General features: G+C 71.2%; 15 protein-coding genes and 1 pseudogene. 13 read left to right on the top strand and 3 right to left on the bottom strand.

Annotated features, from left to right (window positions below; all coding sequences use genetic code 11):
* Positions 1 to 9: 9 nt before the first annotated feature.
* The 3 genes from ACYVJJ_RS03510 to ACYVJJ_RS03520 are packed head-to-tail and all read left to right on the top strand — an operon-like array spanning position 10 to position 4,698.
* The gene (locus tag ACYVJJ_RS03510; protein WP_460831143.1) at positions 10 to 963 is read left to right on the top strand and encodes a hypothetical protein; all 954 of its coding nucleotides are present in this window, start codon (positions 10 to 12) and stop codon (positions 961 to 963) included.
* Positions 905 to 3,697 (top strand): glycerol-3-phosphate 1-O-acyltransferase PlsB, encoded by a 2,793-nt coding sequence (gene plsB / locus ACYVJJ_RS03515; protein WP_460831144.1) that lies wholly within the window; start codon positions 905 to 907, stop codon positions 3,695 to 3,697. The genes ACYVJJ_RS03510 and plsB overlap by 59 nt, the downstream gene beginning before the upstream one ends.
* A 41-nt stretch (positions 3,698 to 3,738) precedes the next feature.
* Positions 3,739 to 4,698 carry a HEAT repeat domain-containing protein gene (locus tag ACYVJJ_RS03520; RefSeq protein ID WP_460831146.1) on the top strand — a complete coding sequence of 320 codons (960 nt, stop codon included), beginning with the start codon at positions 3,739 to 3,741 and terminating at the stop codon, positions 4,696 to 4,698.
* Between the two features lie 33 nt (positions 4,699 to 4,731).
* Here the strand turns inward: ACYVJJ_RS03520 and ACYVJJ_RS03525 are convergent, their stop codons facing one another.
* Complete coding sequence (locus tag ACYVJJ_RS03525) at positions 4,732 to 4,941, bottom strand: YdcH family protein (RefSeq protein ID WP_460831147.1); 210 nt, start codon at positions 4,939 to 4,941, stop codon at positions 4,732 to 4,734.
* An 87-nt stretch (positions 4,942 to 5,028) separates the two neighbouring features.
* On the opposite strand from ACYVJJ_RS03525, the gene ttcA reads away from it, so the two are divergent.
* From ttcA to ACYVJJ_RS03565, 8 genes are all read left to right on the top strand, one after another.
* Complete coding sequence (ttcA, locus tag ACYVJJ_RS03530; protein ID WP_460831148.1) at positions 5,029 to 5,934, top strand: tRNA 2-thiocytidine(32) synthetase TtcA; 906 nt, start codon at positions 5,029 to 5,031, stop codon at positions 5,932 to 5,934.
* Positions 5,935 to 6,287: 353 nt separating this feature from the next.
* Positions 6,288 to 7,196, top strand: coding sequence for a recombination-associated protein RdgC (locus ACYVJJ_RS03535; RefSeq protein WP_460831150.1), 909 nt, complete (start codon positions 6,288 to 6,290; stop codon positions 7,194 to 7,196).
* A gap of 7 nt (positions 7,197 to 7,203) precedes the next feature.
* Positions 7,204 to 8,001, top strand: a complete 798-nt coding sequence (locus ACYVJJ_RS03540) for a M48 family metallopeptidase (RefSeq protein ID WP_460831151.1) — start codon at positions 7,204 to 7,206, stop codon at positions 7,999 to 8,001.
* Between the two features lie 302 nt (positions 8,002 to 8,303).
* A complete protein-coding gene (locus ACYVJJ_RS03545; protein WP_460831153.1) occupies positions 8,304 to 9,188 on the top strand; it encodes a hypothetical protein in 885 nt (294 codons plus the stop codon).
* Between the two features lie 127 nt (positions 9,189 to 9,315).
* Positions 9,316 to 9,762, top strand: a complete 447-nt coding sequence (locus tag ACYVJJ_RS03550; RefSeq protein ID WP_460831155.1) for a hypothetical protein — start codon at positions 9,316 to 9,318, stop codon at positions 9,760 to 9,762.
* On the top strand, positions 9,759 to 10,439 hold the full coding sequence (locus ACYVJJ_RS03555) for a C39 family peptidase (RefSeq protein WP_460831156.1): 681 nt from the start codon (positions 9,759 to 9,761) through the stop codon (positions 10,437 to 10,439). Before ACYVJJ_RS03550 ends, ACYVJJ_RS03555 begins: the two co-directional genes overlap by 4 nt.
* The gene (locus ACYVJJ_RS03560) at positions 10,439 to 10,930 is read left to right on the top strand and encodes a hypothetical protein (protein ID WP_460831158.1); all 492 of its coding nucleotides are present in this window, start codon (positions 10,439 to 10,441) and stop codon (positions 10,928 to 10,930) included. The genes ACYVJJ_RS03555 and ACYVJJ_RS03560 overlap by 1 nt, the downstream gene beginning before the upstream one ends.
* A 34-nt stretch (positions 10,931 to 10,964) precedes the next feature.
* The gene (locus ACYVJJ_RS03565) at positions 10,965 to 12,362 is read left to right on the top strand and encodes an acetate kinase (RefSeq protein WP_460831160.1); all 1,398 of its coding nucleotides are present in this window, start codon (positions 10,965 to 10,967) and stop codon (positions 12,360 to 12,362) included.
* Between the two features lie 43 nt (positions 12,363 to 12,405).
* Here ACYVJJ_RS03565 and ACYVJJ_RS03570 read toward each other — a convergent pair whose 3' ends face one another.
* Complete coding sequence (locus tag ACYVJJ_RS03570) at positions 12,406 to 13,257, bottom strand: alpha/beta fold hydrolase (RefSeq protein ID WP_460831161.1); 852 nt, start codon at positions 13,255 to 13,257, stop codon at positions 12,406 to 12,408.
* 1 nt (position 13,258) lies between these two features.
* Positions 13,259 to 14,233: a ferrochelatase gene (gene hemH / locus ACYVJJ_RS03575; protein ID WP_460831162.1), complete on the bottom strand. Its 975-nt coding sequence runs from the start codon at positions 14,231 to 14,233 to the stop codon at positions 13,259 to 13,261.
* Between the two features lie 128 nt (positions 14,234 to 14,361).
* Here hemH and ACYVJJ_RS03580 point away from each other — a divergent pair.
* Both ACYVJJ_RS03580 and tatA read left to right on the top strand, forming a co-directional pair.
* A pseudogene (locus tag ACYVJJ_RS03580) lies at positions 14,362 to 15,221 on the top strand (lipid-binding SYLF domain-containing protein); the annotation flags it as partial.
* Positions 15,222 to 15,269: 48 nt separating this feature from the next.
* Positions 15,270 to 15,494 carry a Sec-independent protein translocase subunit TatA gene (gene tatA, locus ACYVJJ_RS03585; protein WP_460831213.1) on the top strand — a complete coding sequence of 75 codons (225 nt, stop codon included), beginning with the start codon at positions 15,270 to 15,272 and terminating at the stop codon, positions 15,492 to 15,494.
* The last annotated feature ends 1 nt before the right edge of the window (position 15,495 follow it).

The raw sequence follows: 15,495 nt of genomic DNA on the forward strand, positions 1-15,495 counted from the left end.
GATCGGGCGATGCACCCGTCCCGACCGGTCCTGCTCTGCTGCCTCCTGCTCGCACTGGCGGCCTGTCGCCGCGACGAGACCGTCCCGCCGCCGGCGCGCCCCGCGGCCACGCCGCAGGCGGCGGTGCAGCGCCTGATCGACGACCTGCGCCGCGACGACCTCGGCGCCTATGCGGTGCATGCACTGCCGCCGGACCTCTACCGCGCGACCGATGCGAGCTGGCGCGCCGGCCGCAGCCGCTGGCCACTGAGCGAGGCCCCGCTGCACGCGCAGATCCCGCCGGCGATCGATGCGCTCGCCCGGCCCGGTGCGCTGACCGCGGTGCGCGCCGGCTACCGCCGGCAGTTCGCCGGCCAGGACGCCGCGATCGACCAGGCCGTGCAGACCCTCGCCATGCTCGCCGGCCGCTACATCGACCGTGAGGGCACCTACCCGCCGGACGAGCGCGCGCATCGCCTGCAGCTCACCCGCGTGCTGCGCGACTGGGCGCTGGAGGCGCCGTTCGCCGAGCGTCGGCGGATCGAGCCGCTGCTCACCGACTGGGTGGTCGCGGCGCAGGAGAGCGGGCTCGCCGGTGGCGCGGACGCGTTCTCGAAGGCCGGCCTGCACCGCAGCCTGGTGCGCCTGCGCCCCCTGCTGCGCACGGGCAAGCGTTCGCTGGCCGCGCTCGGCCTCGACCTCGACGTGGCCCTGCGCTCGGCGCGGGTCGAGCCCGTGTCGAGCGCCGGCGACCGCGCCCGGGTCCGCGTGCGCTATCGCCTGGCCGGCACGCCGGTGGAGGCCCTGTTCGACCTCGAGCGCGGCCCCGACGGCTGGTTCTTGCGCGACAGCCTGCGGCATGCCACCGCGCAACTCGCCGGTCCCGCGGCGGCGCTCCCGGGCCGGCGCAGCCGGCTTGGGCATAATGCCGCCGATGGCCCGACAGACGCCCCTGCCGTTCCCGGACGCTCCGCCGCCCGCTGACGGCGCTCCGACGCCGCCCGCCGACGGCGCCGACGCGATCCCGTCCGCTGCGACCGCCCCGGTGGAGGCGGATGAGCTGACGGCCGCGCCGACCGAGCCCGATCCCGCTCAGCCGCCGCTGCCGATGCCGGGCGCCGCGCCGGCCGAATCCGTGCTCGATCCCGTGCCGCCACCCGTCGCGCCCGCGCGCGAGCTGCCGCGCGCGCAGGCCCCGTGGTGGGCGCGCCTGCTCGGCCGCGTGCTCGCGCCCTGGCTCGCGCTCAAGATCGAGCCGCGCAATCCGGCCGAGCACGTGCCCGACTGGAACGGACGCCCGGTCTGCTACGTGCTCGAAGACTACGGCCTGTCCAATGCCCTGATCCTCGACCGCGCCTGCCGCGAGGCCGGGCTGCCGTCGCCGCTCACCCCGCTGCCCGGCGATCCGACCGGCCGCGGCCGCGCCTACGTCGCCCTGTCGCGTCGCAACGTCGGCCCGATCGCCCCCTTGCCGAACATCCCCGGCGTGATCGAGCGCCCGCAGGCGGCGAACGGCAAGTCGCATTCCGAGTCGCTCGCGCGCCTGATCGAGGCGCACCGCGCCGATCCGGCGCTCGACGTGCAGCTCGTGCCCGTCTCGATCTTCGTCGGCCGCGCGCCGGAGAAGACCACCGGCTGGTTCTCGGTGCTGTTCTCCGAGAACTGGCAGCTCGTCGGTCGATTCCGCCGCCTGCTCGCCATCGCGATCAACGGCCGCGACACCTACATCCGCTTCGCGCCGCCGGTCTCGCTACGCACGATCGCCGACGAAGGCCTGCCGCCCGAGCGCACCGTGCGCAAGCTCTCGCGCGTGCTGCGCGCGCACTTCCGGCGCATCCGCACCGCGGTGATCGGGCCCGACCTGTCCACGCGCCGCCTGCTGGTGGACCGCGTGCTGGCCGCGCCCGCGGTGCTCGACGCGATCGCCGACCAGGCGCGTCGCGACGGCACCGGCGTGGCCGAGGCCTGGAAGAAGGCGCACGAGCTCGCCTACGAGATCGCCGCCGACTATTCGCACCCCGTGGTGCGCTCGGCGAGCTTCCTGCTCGCGCCGGTGTGGAACCGCATCTACCGCGGCGTGCTGGTGCACCACCTCGACCGGCTCAAGCAGGACGCGCCCGGCCATGAAGTCGTCTATGTGCCCTGCCATCGCAGCCACATGGACTACCTGCTGATCAGCTACCTGCTCTACACGCGCGGCATCGTGCCGCCGCACATCGCCGCGGGCATCAACCTCAACCTGCCGGTGGTCGGCACGATCCTGCGCAAGGGCGGCGCGTTTTTCCTGCGCCGCTCGATCCGCGGCAGCGCCCTGTACTCGGCGGTGTTCTCCGAATACCTCGCGCAGCTCGTCGCCGGCGGCTATTCGATCGAATACTTCATCGAGGGCGGGCGCTCGCGCACCGGGCGCCTGCTGCAGCCCAAGGGCGGCATGATCGCGATGACGCTGCGCGCCTACCTGCGCGCGCCGACGCGCCCCGTGATGTTCCAGCCCGTCTACATCGGCTACGAGAAGCTGATGGAAGGCCGCAGCTATCTCGATGAGCTCTCCGGCAAGCCCAAGGAGAAGGAATCGATCTGGCAGCTGCTGATGGGCATCCCCAAGGTGCTCAGCTCCAACTACGGCCAGGTGGTCGTGAACTTCGGCGAGCCGATCCGGCTGACCGACGTGCTCGCCGAGCAGGCCCCGGACTGGAATGGCACACCGCTCGCCGAGGACGAAAAGCCCGCCTGGATGGCCGAGACGGTCGACGTGCTCGCCGAGCGCATCCAGGTCAACATCAACCGCGCGGCCGACGTCAATCCGATCAACCTGCTCGCGCTCGCGCTGCTGTCCACGCCGAAGCACGCGATGAGCGAGGCCGACCTGCTTGAGCAGATCACGCTGAGCAAGAAGCTGCTGGCGCAGCTGCCGTACTCCGACCGCGTCACCGTCACCCCGCACACGCCCGAGGAGATCATCGCGCACGGCGAGGAGATCGGCGTGCTGCTGCGGGTGAAGCATCCGCTCGGCGACGTGCTGGAGGTCGACGACGAGAAGGCGGTGCTGCTCAGCTATTTCCGCAACAACGTGCTGCACCTGTTCACCGCCGCGGCCTGGGTGGCCTGCTGCTTCCAGCACAACCGCCGCATGACGGCCTCCGCCGTGCTCCGCCTGGGCCGCAGCGTCTATCCGTTCCTGCGCTCGGAGCTGTTCCTGCCGTGGAGCGAGGACGAGTTCGTCGAGCGCCTGCGGCAGACGCTGGAGCTCTTCATCGCCGAGGGCCTGCTGCGCTTCAAGGGTGGCGTCGAAGGTGACCTCATCGCGCGCAGCGCGGCGCAGTCGGACGAGGTCTTCCGCCTGCGCGCGATCGGCCACGCACTGCAGCAGGCGTTCGAGCGCTATTACATCGCCATCTCCGTGTTGGTGAAGAACGGGCCGGGCACGCTCAGCGCGGGCGAGCTCGAGACGCTCTGCCACCTCGCCGCGCAGCGCCTGTCCCTGCTGTACGCACCCGCGGCGCCGGAGTTCTTCGACAAGTCCCTGTTCCGCGGCTTCATCGCCCAGCTGCGCGAGCTGCGGCTGGTCTGGGCGGATGCGAACGGCAAGCTGACCTTCGACGAGCAGCTCGATGCCTGGGCGCGCGATGCGAAGTTCATCCTCGGCCGTGAGCTGCGGCATTCGATCGAGAAGGTGAGCCCGGAGGCGGCGAAGCCGGCCGGCGACGCGGTGGCATAATTTTTCCGCGCCCGCGACGGGCGTTTCATCCAGGGGAAAACATGTTCACCACCTCCGTGCGCGCCGTCGTCGGTGCGTCGCTGCTCGTGCTCGCGGCCTGCGCGCCGTCGGGCTATGCCGTCCGCCAGCCGGTGCCGTCGTCGATGCGCTACGTCGCGCCGTCCAGCGACGCCGGCAGCCTCGCGCTGCAGTATCCGAAGACCGGCGCCGTACCTTTCATGTCCGGCCGCCTCGCGTCCACGCTGCTGCTCGCCGGTGCGCCGCTCGAGCCCGGCGCATTCCTCGTGAAGTCACTGCAGGACGAGCTTGCGGCGCGCGGGCTCCCGGTAACGGTCGCCGACCGCGCGGACACCCTGCCTCGCCTCGACGTGCGCTCGTTCCGCATGCAGAACCATCGCGTCAGCGGCTACTCGCCCTATGTCACCTTCACCTTCCTCAGTGCCGACCTGCACACCGCGCAGGGTGCCAAGCGGCTCGGCGTGTTCGTCAAGCGCGGCAAGGTGCCGGTGTGGAGCTTCGAGGAGGTCGTCGAGCCCACGCTCAACGAGCCGCTCTCGGTCGCGGTGAAGGAACTCGCCAGCAAGGTGGCACACGAACTCTACGGTGCGCGTGCCAGCGATGCCGACGTCGATGCGCTCGCGGCGAAGGTCACCACGACGAAGACCGACGACTACCTCGACGTCTACGCGCTGGGCTTCTCCAACAACGCCCGCGCGATCCCGACGCTGGTGCAGCTGACCAAGGCCGAGCCCGAGTACATGCGCCTGGCCGCGATTTCCTCGCTGGGCACGCTGCGCGCGACCGACCAGGTCGACCTGCTCAGGTCGCTCTACCGCGACGCGAACCTCTGGCAGGACCGCGCGATGGCGCTCAAGGCGATCGGCGACCTCGACACCGCCGACGGCCGCGCCTTCCTCGCCGCCGAGCGCACCCGCCTGCAGCCGCAGGCCGGCGACCGCGAGACCGGCTGGCTGCTCGAGCTGATCGGCCTGTACGTCTGAACCCGTGCGGAGGCGCCCGACGGCGCCTCCGCCTCATGCGGGCTCGTCGGGGATCAGCGACGATTCCAGCCGCGTGATGCAGTCCTTGAGCTGCAGCTTGCGCTTCTTCAGGCGCGTGACGGCGAGCTCGTCGCGCACGGGCGCGTGCTTGAGGCCCTCGATCGCGAGGTCGAGGTCGCGATGCTGCTGGCGCAGCTCGGCGAGCTGGCGGGCGATGTCGGCGGGGTTGCGGCCGTCGTTCATGCCCCGAGCTTAGCTCGCGCGCGAGACGGCGGCGACCGTCGCTGAACCGGCTCAGGTGCCGCGACCGACCTTCCGTAGAATGGCCGGATGAGCACCGCCGCATCCTCCGCCGTCATTCCCCTGCCCGAGCCGCTGCCGCCGCGCGCCCGGCGCGCCGCGCACGAGGCGAACAAGCTCGCCAAGCGCCTGCGCCACCAGGTCGGCCGCGCGATCGCCGACTTCGGCATGATCGAGGACGGCGACAAGGTGATGGTCTGCCTGTCCGGCGGCAAGGACAGCTACACGATGCTGGACATCCTTCTGCAGCTGCAGAAGAAGGCGCCGGTGCGCTTCGAGCTGGTCGCGGTGAACCTCGACCAGAAGCAGCCCGACTTCCCCGAGCACGTCCTGCCGGCCTACCTCGAGTCGATCGGGGTGGCGTACAAGATCCTCGAGCAGGACACGTATTCGGTCGTCACGCGCGTCGTGCCGGAAGGCAAGACGATGTGCTCGCTCTGCTCGCGGCTGCGTCGCGGCGCGCTGTACACGTACGCGGAAGCCGAGGGCTTCACCAAGATCGCGCTCGGCCATCATCGCGACGACCTCGTCGCCACCTTCTTCCTCAACCTGTTCTTCCACGCGAAGCTTTCCGGCATGCCGCCGAAGCTGCAGTCGGACGACGGCAAGCACGTGGTGATCCGCCCACTGGCCTACGTCAAGGAAGACGACATTGCCGAATACGCTGCCGCCAAGGCGTTCCCGATCATCCCCTGCAACCTCTGCGGCTCGCAGGAGAACCTGCAGCGCAAGCAAGTCAAGCGGATGATGGATGCCTGGGAGCGCGAGTCACCCGGCCGCATCGAGACCATCGCGCGCGCGCTCGGCGACATCCGTCCATCGCAGCTGAGCGATCCGAAGCTGTTCGATTTCCTCTCGCTCGGCGCGCGCGGCGATGCACCTCTGCCGGATGCGCATGCCTGGCTGGGAGGACGTCCGGACGACGAGGCGGAGTGACCGACGCCCGGATGCGGCGGGCGACGGCGCATCGATCGCACGTCGACCGGCGAAGTACGCATGGGCTTCGGTCGCGCTGTTCGGCCGCAATGCCGAGCCTCAACGGAAGACCCGAAGGGCGGCGCGCAGGACGCGCGCCGTCGCCACCCGAGGCAGGAGGTCGAGTGTGGCGATCCGCGCAGTCGTGACCGATCGCGGGCTGTAGATCCGTCCGGGACGCTGCCTTCTTTTGGTCACTTTTCTTCGAAGCTGCAAAGAAAAGTGACTCGGGCGCGCCAGCGCACGAACGCTCCTCAAGAATCACCGGCGGCGCGACGCGCGCGTCGGATCCACGAATCGAGAATCCAGCCCGAATGTTCTTCCGCAACCTCACCCTCTTCCGCTTCCCCACCTCCCTCCAGCTCGACGCGTTCGACGCCGGCCTCGCCGAATGCGCCCTGCGCCCGGTCGGCCCGATGGAGCTCTCCACCCGCGGCTTCATCTCCCCCTTCGGCCGCGACACCGAGGGCCTCAAGCACATGCTCGACGACGCCTACTGGCTCGCCGTCGGCGGTGAGGACCGCCTGCTGCCCGGGGCGGTGGTCAACGACCTGCTGCAGAAGAAGCTCGACGACATCGAGCAGAAGGAAGGCCGCCGTCCGGGCGGTCGCACGCGCAAGCGCCTGAAGGACGAGCTGATCACCGAGCTGCTGCCGCGCGCCTTCGTGCGGCCCACGCGCACCGACGCGATCCTCGACATGAAGCAGGGCATCGTCGCGATCGATACGTCCAGCAAGAAGTCCGGCGAGAACGTGGTGAGCGAGATCCGCAAGGCGCTCGGCAGCTTCCCCGCGCTGCCGCTCAATGCCGAGGTCGCGCCGCGATCGGTGCTCACGGCCTGGCTCGCGGGCGAGGCCCTGCCGGACGGCCTGTCGATGGGCGACGAATGCGAGCTGCGCGATGCGCTCGACCAGGGCGCGGTGGTGAAGTGCCAGCGCATGGAGCTCGAGAAGAACGCCGAGATCGACAAGCACCTGTCGAGCGGAAAGCAGGTCACCCGGCTGGCGCTCACGCTCGACGACCACGTGAGCTTCGTGCTCGGCGAGGACCTCGTCATCCGCAAGTTCAAGCTGCTCGACGGCGCAGTCGACACGCTGGAGAACACCGAGCGCGAGGACCTGCGCGCCGAGCTCGAGGCCCGCTTCGCGCTGATGAGCCACGAGCTGCGCCGGCTGTTCACCGTGCTGGAGCCCGCGCTGAAGCTGTCGAAGGTCGAGGGCTGACCGGCCGATGTTCTTCCGCGCGCGCCCGCCGCGCATCGCCGCGCCGGCCGTGCCGCGGCAGGCGACCCTGCAGGCCACGCTGCCGGACGGGCGGATCGTCGACGTGCTGCGCGTCCACCATGCACGGGTGCGCGGGCTGCGACTCACGGTCACCGAGCGCGGCATCCGCCTGACCTGCCCGCCCCGCACCAGCGACCGCCGCGCGCTCGCCTTCGTGCACGAGCACGCGGCCTGGCTCGCGGGCCAGCTGCACCACACGTTCGGCGACAGTGCGCCGCTGGTGCCCGGGGCGACGGCGACGCTGCCGCTGCATGGCGACGAGGTGGCGGTGGACTGGCGCGAAGGCCGCTTCCTGCGGGTCGAGGGCGGCGCCGAGGGCATCACGATCAGCCGGCCATCCGCGGCGCCCGACACGGCGGTCCGCAAGGCCCTCGCCGACTTCTACCTCGCCCAGGCGAGAGCGGACGTCGGCCGCTGGCTGCCGAAGTACCTCCCGGGCCTGCCCCGCGGGCCGCGTGCGATCAGCATCCGGCCGCTGACGTCCCTCTGGGGCTCGCTCGCCCCCGACGACCGCATGCGGCTCGACCTCGCCCTGGTGCTGGCCCCGCCGGCCGCCTTCGAGTACGTGCTCGTCCACGAGCTCTGCCACCTGCTGCAGCCCAACCATTCGGGCGCGTTCTGGGACGAGGTGGAGGCGCGGTTCCCCGGCTGGGAGGCGCAGCGCGACCTGCTGCGATCCCGGGGCCGCCCGCTCAAGGCGCGGCTGCGCCTGCTCTGCGATCCGAAAGGGCGCGCGGCCGTTTGAGACGCGGCGCCCCGCCGTGTGCGGGCTGCGTGACGACCGCCCCGCATAAAGTCCGCGCGCCAAGCCGCAGGTTTTTCCGCGGGTAATTTTTTCGCACCCGTGCGAAGACTTTTCTCCACATTCCCGGCCAGAACCTGAACACGAGCGGCCGTATCGGGCGCGCGGATGGCGGATGTTCATGCGCGGCGGTCCTGTCCGACCGTCCGTCGGCAGTTGGCACGAAGCCTGCGAAGTGTGCGTTGCGTCTCATTTAGGCGCACTCCTTCCCCAGATTCGCTTCGACCCCCTCCAGGAGATCCCCCATGCGCATGCGTCCCAGCGTCATCACCACCGCCATCGTCCTCGCCCTCGGCCTCGCCGGCCCGGCGCTTGCCGCGAACGACAACAATTCGGTCAACGACTCCTACAACGACGCCTCCGCCGACGGTTCGTACAACGACAACTCGCTGAACGTGACCGATTCGATGAACGACAACTCGGACAATTCGACCAACGACTCGTACAACGACAGCTCCGACAATTCGATCGACATCGCCGACTCGGGCAACGACAGCTCCACGAACGACTCCTACAACGACAACTCCGACAATTCCGACAATTCGATCGACATCGCCGACTCGGGCAACGACAACTCCGACAACTCGACGAACGATTCCTACAACGACAACTCGGATAACTCGCTGAACATCGCGGACTCGGGCAACGACAACTCCGACAACAGCGACAATTCGGACAACTCCGACAACTCCGACAACAGCGCGGCCGGCGCCGACAACATGGGCGTGGCGGCCAACAACGGCGGTACGGCGTCGCAGACGACCAGCGGCTCGTTCAACACCAGCACCGCCGTTGCGACGACGGCACTCGCGGGCGCCGTCTCGGGCAACTCGGTCGGCGCGTTCGGCAACGTGGCCGGCGGCGGCAACGCGGGCGCCGGCAACGGCGGCGATGGCTACGGCGGCTTCGCCAATGGCGACGGCGATGCGATGGGCAGCGACGGCGGCGCGGGTGGCACCGGTGGCGTGAGCTCGGCCGATGCCGGCAGCTTCGACGCCTCCAACCAGATGAACGGCTCGGCCAACGCCGCGGCGGGCATCATGGTCACCGGCCAGAACACCGGCGCGTCCTCGCTGATCCAGCAGGGCGTCACCGTGCAGGCCAACCTCAACGTGGGCGGCGGCGGCTGATCACGGACCCGTGCACCGTGGCCTCGCGCTGCGGTGCATGACGCGTCCGGTGCGGGCGTCCCTCCCGGGGCGCCCGCCTCGTCCGCCGGATCCGTCCGGCGGTACGGTTTTCAGCAGGAGACGTCCCATGCGTGCGATCTACGTCCATGCCGCGCGGTTCGCGGCAGTGCTCCTCCTCCCGTTCGCGCTGGCCTCCACGGCCGCCGCGGACGGCTTCGATCCCACGGCCCCGGCCGATGGGGCCGTCCTCGACCTGTTCCCGGTGTCGGCGCCCGCGGCGGCCCCCGAACCGGCCGAGGCGCCGGCCGCCTTCGGCAGCGCGGTGTCCGTCGACCGGCTCGCCGACATGCGTGGCGGCGACGGCAATGTCTCGACCACGATCAACACGTCCGACCTCGACGGCCGCGTCGACGGCAATACCGCCTCGAACGTGATCGGCGGCGGCAACCTGGTCGCCGGCGGATCGTTCGGCAATTCGGCCGGCATCTCCACCGTGATCCAGAACAGCGGCAGCAACGTGCTCATCCAGAACAGCACGATCGTCAACGTGCAATTCGTGGCGCCCACGCCGTGAGGCTGCGGCTCGCCACCGTGCTCGCCTGCGCCCTCGCGCTGCCGGTCCAGGCCGGCTCGCTCGACGTGCGGGCGCCGGGGGGCGCCACGTACGCGCTGCGGGTGACCAGCCTCAAGGAAGCGCGCTACCGCACCACCGTGCCGCAACGCTACGACTTCAGCTGCGGCTCGGCGGCGACGGCGACCCTGCTGACGTATCACTTCGGCCATCCGGTGACCGAGGCCGAGGTGTTCAAGGCCATGTACGCCACCGGCGACCAGGCCAAGATCCGCAAGGAAGGCTTCTCCCTGCTGGACATGCGCCGCTACCTCGCCTCGCTCGGCTACCAGGCCGATGGCTTCGAGCTTCCGCTCGAGAAGCTCATCGAGGAGGGTCTGCCGGCGATCGTCCTGCTCAACGACCGCGGCTACCGCCATTTCGTGGTGGTCAAGGGCCTGCAGGACGGGCGCGTGCTGCTCGGTGACCCGGCGCGCGGCACGCGCGCGATGTCGCGCGAGAAGTTCGAGACGCTGTGGGACAACCGCGTGCTGTTCGTCGTGCACAACCGCCGCGACGTGGCGCAGTTCAACGCCGCGCGCGACTGGCGCACCGCGCCGCCGGCGCCGCTGCATGCGGGCATTTCCCGCCAGGGCCTGCAGAACGTGGTCATGCCGCGTCGCGGGCCGGGAGACATCTGATGAGTCGCATCACCCGCCTGTTCCACCTCGTTCTCGCCGCGCTGGTCTTCGGCGCGATCGCCATGCCGGCGACGGCCGCCCCCCTCGGTGCCGAATGGCAGCCGGTCGATGCCGCGCGCCTGGACAGGCTCCGCGGCGGCTTCGTGGCGCCTTCGGGGTTCACCGTCTCCTTCGGCATCGAGCGCGTGGTGAGCGTCAACGGCGACGTCGTCACCTCGACGCGGCTGCACGTGCCGGACCTTGCGCGGCTCACCGCCGAGCAGGCGCAGGCGCTCGCGAGCCTGCGCGACACGCAGGTGGTGCAGATCGGTGCGGGCACCGCGATCTCCGGCGGCACCGCCGGCCTGGTGATCCAGAACGCGGTCGACGGCCAGGCGATCTCCGCACGGACTTCACTCGACGTCAGCCTGAATACGCTCCAGCTGTATCGGGACACCCAGCTCAACACCGCCATCGGCAACGCCGTCGTGGGCCCGGGCGCCGGGCTTTGACGCCTCAGGAGAGGGACGCAATGAGAGGACATCGATGAGCCGGTGGACCCCGAGGCTCGCCCTCGCCGCCGCGATCGCGCTCGCGCTGGCCGGGCCCGTGCAGGCCGACGAGGCGAGCCGACTCGACCAGCTCGAGAAGCTCGTCCAGCAACAGGCCGCGCAGCTCGAGAGCATGCGCGAGACCCTCGCGGCCCAGGAACGCGAAGTCGGCGCGCTGCGCGAGGCCCTCCAGGCCGAACGCCTCGACGACCTGCGCGGCCAGGGCGCCACCTCGTCCGCCGCGCCCGTCGCGCTCGGCCCGACGCCGGTCGCCGGCGCGATGCTGCCCTCGTCGGCCGGCGCCGTCGGCGCCGCGCCGGGCGCGCTGCCCGCCACCACGATGCAGGCGGCCAGCGCCGCGGCCGGTGCGCAGGATGCACAGCAGCCGGTCGGGCAGGCCCCCGAGGAGCGGATCCGCCCGCAGGTGGCGCAGATCTTCCAGCAGCCCGGCGTGCTCACGCCGCCCGGCCGCTTCGTGCTCGAGCCCTCCGTCCAACTGGGCTACTCGTCGACCGATCGCGTCGCGCTGGTCGGCTACACGGTGATTCCCGCGATCCTGATCGGCCTGATCGACGTGCGGCAGGTCAAGACGACCAGCACGACCGTCAGCCTGGCCGGCCGCTATGGCTTGACCAACCGCATGGAGCTCGAGGCGCGCGTGCCCTACGTGCACCTCAATTCCGACACCGTGAGCCGGGAGATCTTCACCGGTTCCGCGCAGGACAAGGTCTTCAACGCGAGCGGCAAGGGCCTCGGCGACGTCGAGGTCACCGCGCGCTACCAGCTCAACCGCGGCGGCATCGACAAGCCCTTCTATGTCGGCTGGCTGCGCTACAAGTCGCGCACCGGCAAGGACCCGTTCGAGGTGGTCACCGACTGCGTGACGCGCTGCGTCGCCAACGCCACCGGCACCGGCCTGCCGCTCGAGCTGCCCACGGGAAGCGGCTTCGAGGCGCTGCAGGCCGGCGTGACCTGGCTGTTCGCGTCCGATCCGGTGGTCTTCTTCGGCACGCTCAGCTACCTGCACAACTTCGAGCGCAACAACGTCTCGCGCACGGTGCTCACCGGCGCGCCGGAGCCGAATCCGCAGACGACCACCGACCCGATCGGCAATATCAAGGCCGGGGACATCGTCGGCTTCAACCTCGGCATGGGCCTCGCGCTCAACGAGAAGGCGGCGATCAGCATCGGCTACGACCATTCGCTGATCGGGCGCACCGAATCCAACGGCCAGCCCCTGCCCGGCGCGGTGCGCGTGCAGCTGGGAACGCTGCTGCTCGGCGGCTCCTACCGGCTGAGCGACCGCATGAGCCTCAATGTCTCGTTGGGCGTCGGCGTCACCCGCGACACCCCGGACACCAGCCTGATGGTGCGCGTGCCGGTCACCTTCTGAGGCCCCTGCCGACGGCGCGTGAAGCACCGGCGTCGGCCATCGGCTAGTCCTGCGCCGCGAGGAACGGCCCGATCACCGACGCCACCGCCTCCGGGCGCTCCATGTGCAGGTGATGCCCGCCGTCGAGGCCGACGACACGGGCATCGCGCAGGCAGGCCGCGCGCGCATCGCGCACCTTGCCGGGGAAGTAGGCGAAGTCCGGCACCGCATGCACCAGCCGCACCGGGCATTCGATCGATGCGATGACGTCGCGCATCTGCCCCTCGGTCATGCGCACCGCGGTCGGGCGGGTCAGGCGGGGATCGCTGCGCCAGGTCAGGCCACTGCCGTCGTCGGCCGGCGCGATCCCGCGCTCGACGATGAGCCGTGCGGCCGCCTCCTCGAGCCCGCCGGCCTGCAGGCGCGCGCGCACCGCGGTCGCGATGTCGGGGAAGCGGCGCCGACGGGTGCCTGCCGGCTCGGCCTGCAGCAGCGCGAAGGCCTCGCGCAGGCGCCGTGCGGTGGCGTCCTCGGCCTCGACCAGGCCGCCGAGGGCCTCGATCAGCGCCAGCCGCTCGATACGCGCCGGGGCAGCGGCGGCGACGAACGTCGCGACCGCGCCGCCCATCGAATGCCCGAGCAGCGAAAAGCGCGTCCACCCCAGCGCATCGGCCGTGGCGAGCACCGCGCGCGCGGCGAGCACCTGCGTGTAGTCGGCGGCGGCAGGCAGGTGCGCGCTCGCGCCATGGCCCGGCAGGTCGAGCGCGACCAGGTCCAGACCCGGCAGGTGCGGCGCGATCGGCACGAAGCTCGCGGCATTGTCGAGCCAGCCGTGCAGCGCGAGCACCGGCCGGCCGTGGCCCGAACGCAGGCCCGCGAGCCGGCCGAACGGCGTGTCGAGGTGGATCTCGCGCATGTCAGCCGGCGCGCGCGAGCTCGCGGCGCGCGAGGTCGGCGAGCACCCGTGCATGCGCGGGCGAATCGTTGAGGCAGGGGATGTAGCGCATGCGGCCACCGGCGGCGGCGAACTCGTGGGCGAGCATCTCGCCGACCTCCTCGAGCGTCTCCAGGCAGTCGACCGCGAAGCCCGGCGCGACCACGTCGACATCGCGGATGCCGCGCGCCGCAAGGGCCTGCAGCGTGGCCTGCGTGGACGGCCCGATCCACTTCTCCTTGCCGAACTGCGACTGGTAGGCGAGCGTCCACGCATCCTCCGGCAGCCCGAGCGCGTCGACGATCGCGCGCGAGGACGCCTCGCACTGGCGCTGGTACGGATCGCCCCGGCGGATGAAGCGCTCGGGCAGGCCGTGATAGGAGAACAGCAGGTGGCGTCCGGCATCGCCGTCGGGCCGCACCGCGCGGATGCTGTCGGCGACGGCGGCGATCCAGGCGGGATCGAGGTGGTAGTCGTCGACCATCCGCGCAGGCACGCGCGGGAACCGCGCGAGCACGTCGGCGACCGACGCCGTCGTCGACGTCGAGTACTGCGGATACAGCGGAAGCACCAGCACGCGCTCGAAGCCCTCCGTCGCGAGACGCTCGAGCACGCCCCGCAGGGACGGCTGCCCGTAGCGCATCGCGTCGACCACCGTCGCCTCCGGCAGTTCGGCCTGCACCGCACGCGCCAGCCGCCGCGTGTAGACGGCGAGCGGCGAGCCGCCGTCGGGCCCGTCCAGCCAGATGGATGCGTATTTCTTCGCGACCGGCCCGCCGCGCACCGGGAGGATCACGAAGTGCAGCAGCGGGCACCACAGCCAGCGGGTCAGGTCGACCACGCGATGGTCGTGCAGGAATTCGGCCAGGTAGCGGCGCACGGCGGACGGCGTGGGCGCGTCGGGCGTGCCGAGGTTCACCAGCACGACGGCGGTGCGGGGCGGGGCGGCGTCGGTCATCGCCCTAGCATGACAGCGCGGCCCGCCGGCCGCCCGCGCGGCACTGCATCGCATCGGTGCACCGATGCGGTTGCAGTGGTATTCATCGCGGCATCACTAGCCTGAATCCCCGCTCACCGGAACCGACCATGGACCGTCTCCCCCGACTCGCCGGCCTCGCCCTCGCCCTGAGCCTCGCCGTGGCCACGCCCGCCCTCGCCGGCCCCACCGAGGATGCACGCGCGCAGAACGCGCTGCGGGTGATGCGCGAGATCCAGAAGATCCCGGAGTCGGCGATCCCCGAGAAGCTCCTCGACGAGGCACGCGCGATCGTCGTGGTGCCCGACGCGCTGAAGATCGGGCTCGTCGTCGGCGGCCGCCGCGGCCACGGGCTGCTGTCGGTGAAGAACCCCGACGGCACCTGGTCGGCGCCGAGCTTCGTCAAGCTCACCGGCGGCAGCCTCGGCCTGCAGGCCGGCGTGCAGTCGGCGGACATCGTGCTGGTGTTCCGCTCCGATCGCGGGCTCGATTCGATCGTCAACGGCAAGGTCACCCTCGGTGCCGACGCGGGCGTCGCCGCCGGCCCGGTCGGTCGCACCGCCGCCACCGCCACCGACGGCCAGCTCAAGGCCGAGATCTGGTCATGGTCGCGCGCGCGCGGCCTGTTCGCCGGCATCGCGCTGGACGGTGCGGTGCTGTCGATCGACGACGCCGCCAACGAGGCCGCCTACGGCCGCGACACCACCCCGCGGATGATCTTCGAGGGCCGCGCGAACGCGCAGCCCTCGAGCGCGCTGGTCGATTTCCGCGATGCGCTCGAGGAAGCCAGCGCCGCCGCGCGCGCCGAGCGCGGCGGCACGCCGCCCGCGCCGGTCGTCGCGAGCGTGTCGGCCCCCGCGCCGGCACCGGCGACGACGACCACCACCGCGGCGATCGACACGCCTGCCGCGCAGCCGGTGCAGGACGCCCCGGCCGCGGTGAAGTCCGAACCGCTTCCCTAAACGGTCATGGGTGCTGCGGTATCCTGCGCGTCTCCTTTCTCGAAGCAGGCGCGCCCATGGGCGGGATGAGTCTCTGGCACTGGCTGATCGTGCTGGTCGTGGTGGTCCTGGTCTTCGGCACCAAGCGCCTGAAGAACGTGGGCCAGGACCTCGGCGAGGCGGTCAAGGGCTTCAAGAAGGGCATCGGCGACGACGAGGCCGCGCGCCTGCGCGACGAGCGCAGCACCGAGGAGACCCGCACGCAGGCCGAGCGCGAGCCGAGCGACAGCGACCGCCGCTGAT

The organism is Lysobacter humi (ex Lee et al. 2017), assembly GCF_054781815.1.

Excerpts from the sequence above, each read along its gene's own strand:
- ACYVJJ_RS03510 (WP_460831143.1), top strand. The coding sequence starts at position 10 with ATGCACCCGTCCCGACCGGTCCTGCTCTGCTGCCTCCTGCTCGCACTG.
- plsB (WP_460831144.1), top strand. The coding sequence starts at position 905 with ATGCCGCCGATGGCCCGACAGACGCCCCTGCCGTTCCCGGACGCTCCG.
- ACYVJJ_RS03520 (WP_460831146.1), top strand. The coding sequence starts at position 3,739 with ATGTTCACCACCTCCGTGCGCGCCGTCGTCGGTGCGTCGCTGCTCGTG.
- ACYVJJ_RS03525 (WP_460831147.1), bottom strand. The coding sequence starts at position 4,941 with ATGAACGACGGCCGCAACCCCGCCGACATCGCCCGCCAGCTCGCCGAG.
- ttcA (WP_460831148.1), top strand. The coding sequence starts at position 5,029 with ATGAGCACCGCCGCATCCTCCGCCGTCATTCCCCTGCCCGAGCCGCTG.
- ACYVJJ_RS03535 (WP_460831150.1), top strand. The coding sequence starts at position 6,288 with ATGTTCTTCCGCAACCTCACCCTCTTCCGCTTCCCCACCTCCCTCCAG.
- ACYVJJ_RS03540 (WP_460831151.1), top strand. The coding sequence starts at position 7,204 with ATGTTCTTCCGCGCGCGCCCGCCGCGCATCGCCGCGCCGGCCGTGCCG.
- ACYVJJ_RS03545 (WP_460831153.1), top strand. The coding sequence starts at position 8,304 with ATGCGCATGCGTCCCAGCGTCATCACCACCGCCATCGTCCTCGCCCTC.
- ACYVJJ_RS03550 (WP_460831155.1), top strand. The coding sequence starts at position 9,316 with ATGCGTGCGATCTACGTCCATGCCGCGCGGTTCGCGGCAGTGCTCCTC.
- ACYVJJ_RS03560 (WP_460831158.1), top strand. The coding sequence starts at position 10,439 with ATGAGTCGCATCACCCGCCTGTTCCACCTCGTTCTCGCCGCGCTGGTC.
- ACYVJJ_RS03565 (WP_460831160.1), top strand. The coding sequence starts at position 10,965 with ATGAGCCGGTGGACCCCGAGGCTCGCCCTCGCCGCCGCGATCGCGCTC.
- ACYVJJ_RS03570 (WP_460831161.1), bottom strand. The coding sequence starts at position 13,257 with ATGCGCGAGATCCACCTCGACACGCCGTTCGGCCGGCTCGCGGGCCTG.
- hemH (WP_460831162.1), bottom strand. The coding sequence starts at position 14,233 with ATGACCGACGCCGCCCCGCCCCGCACCGCCGTCGTGCTGGTGAACCTC.
- tatA (WP_460831213.1), top strand. The coding sequence starts at position 15,270 with ATGGGCGGGATGAGTCTCTGGCACTGGCTGATCGTGCTGGTCGTGGTG.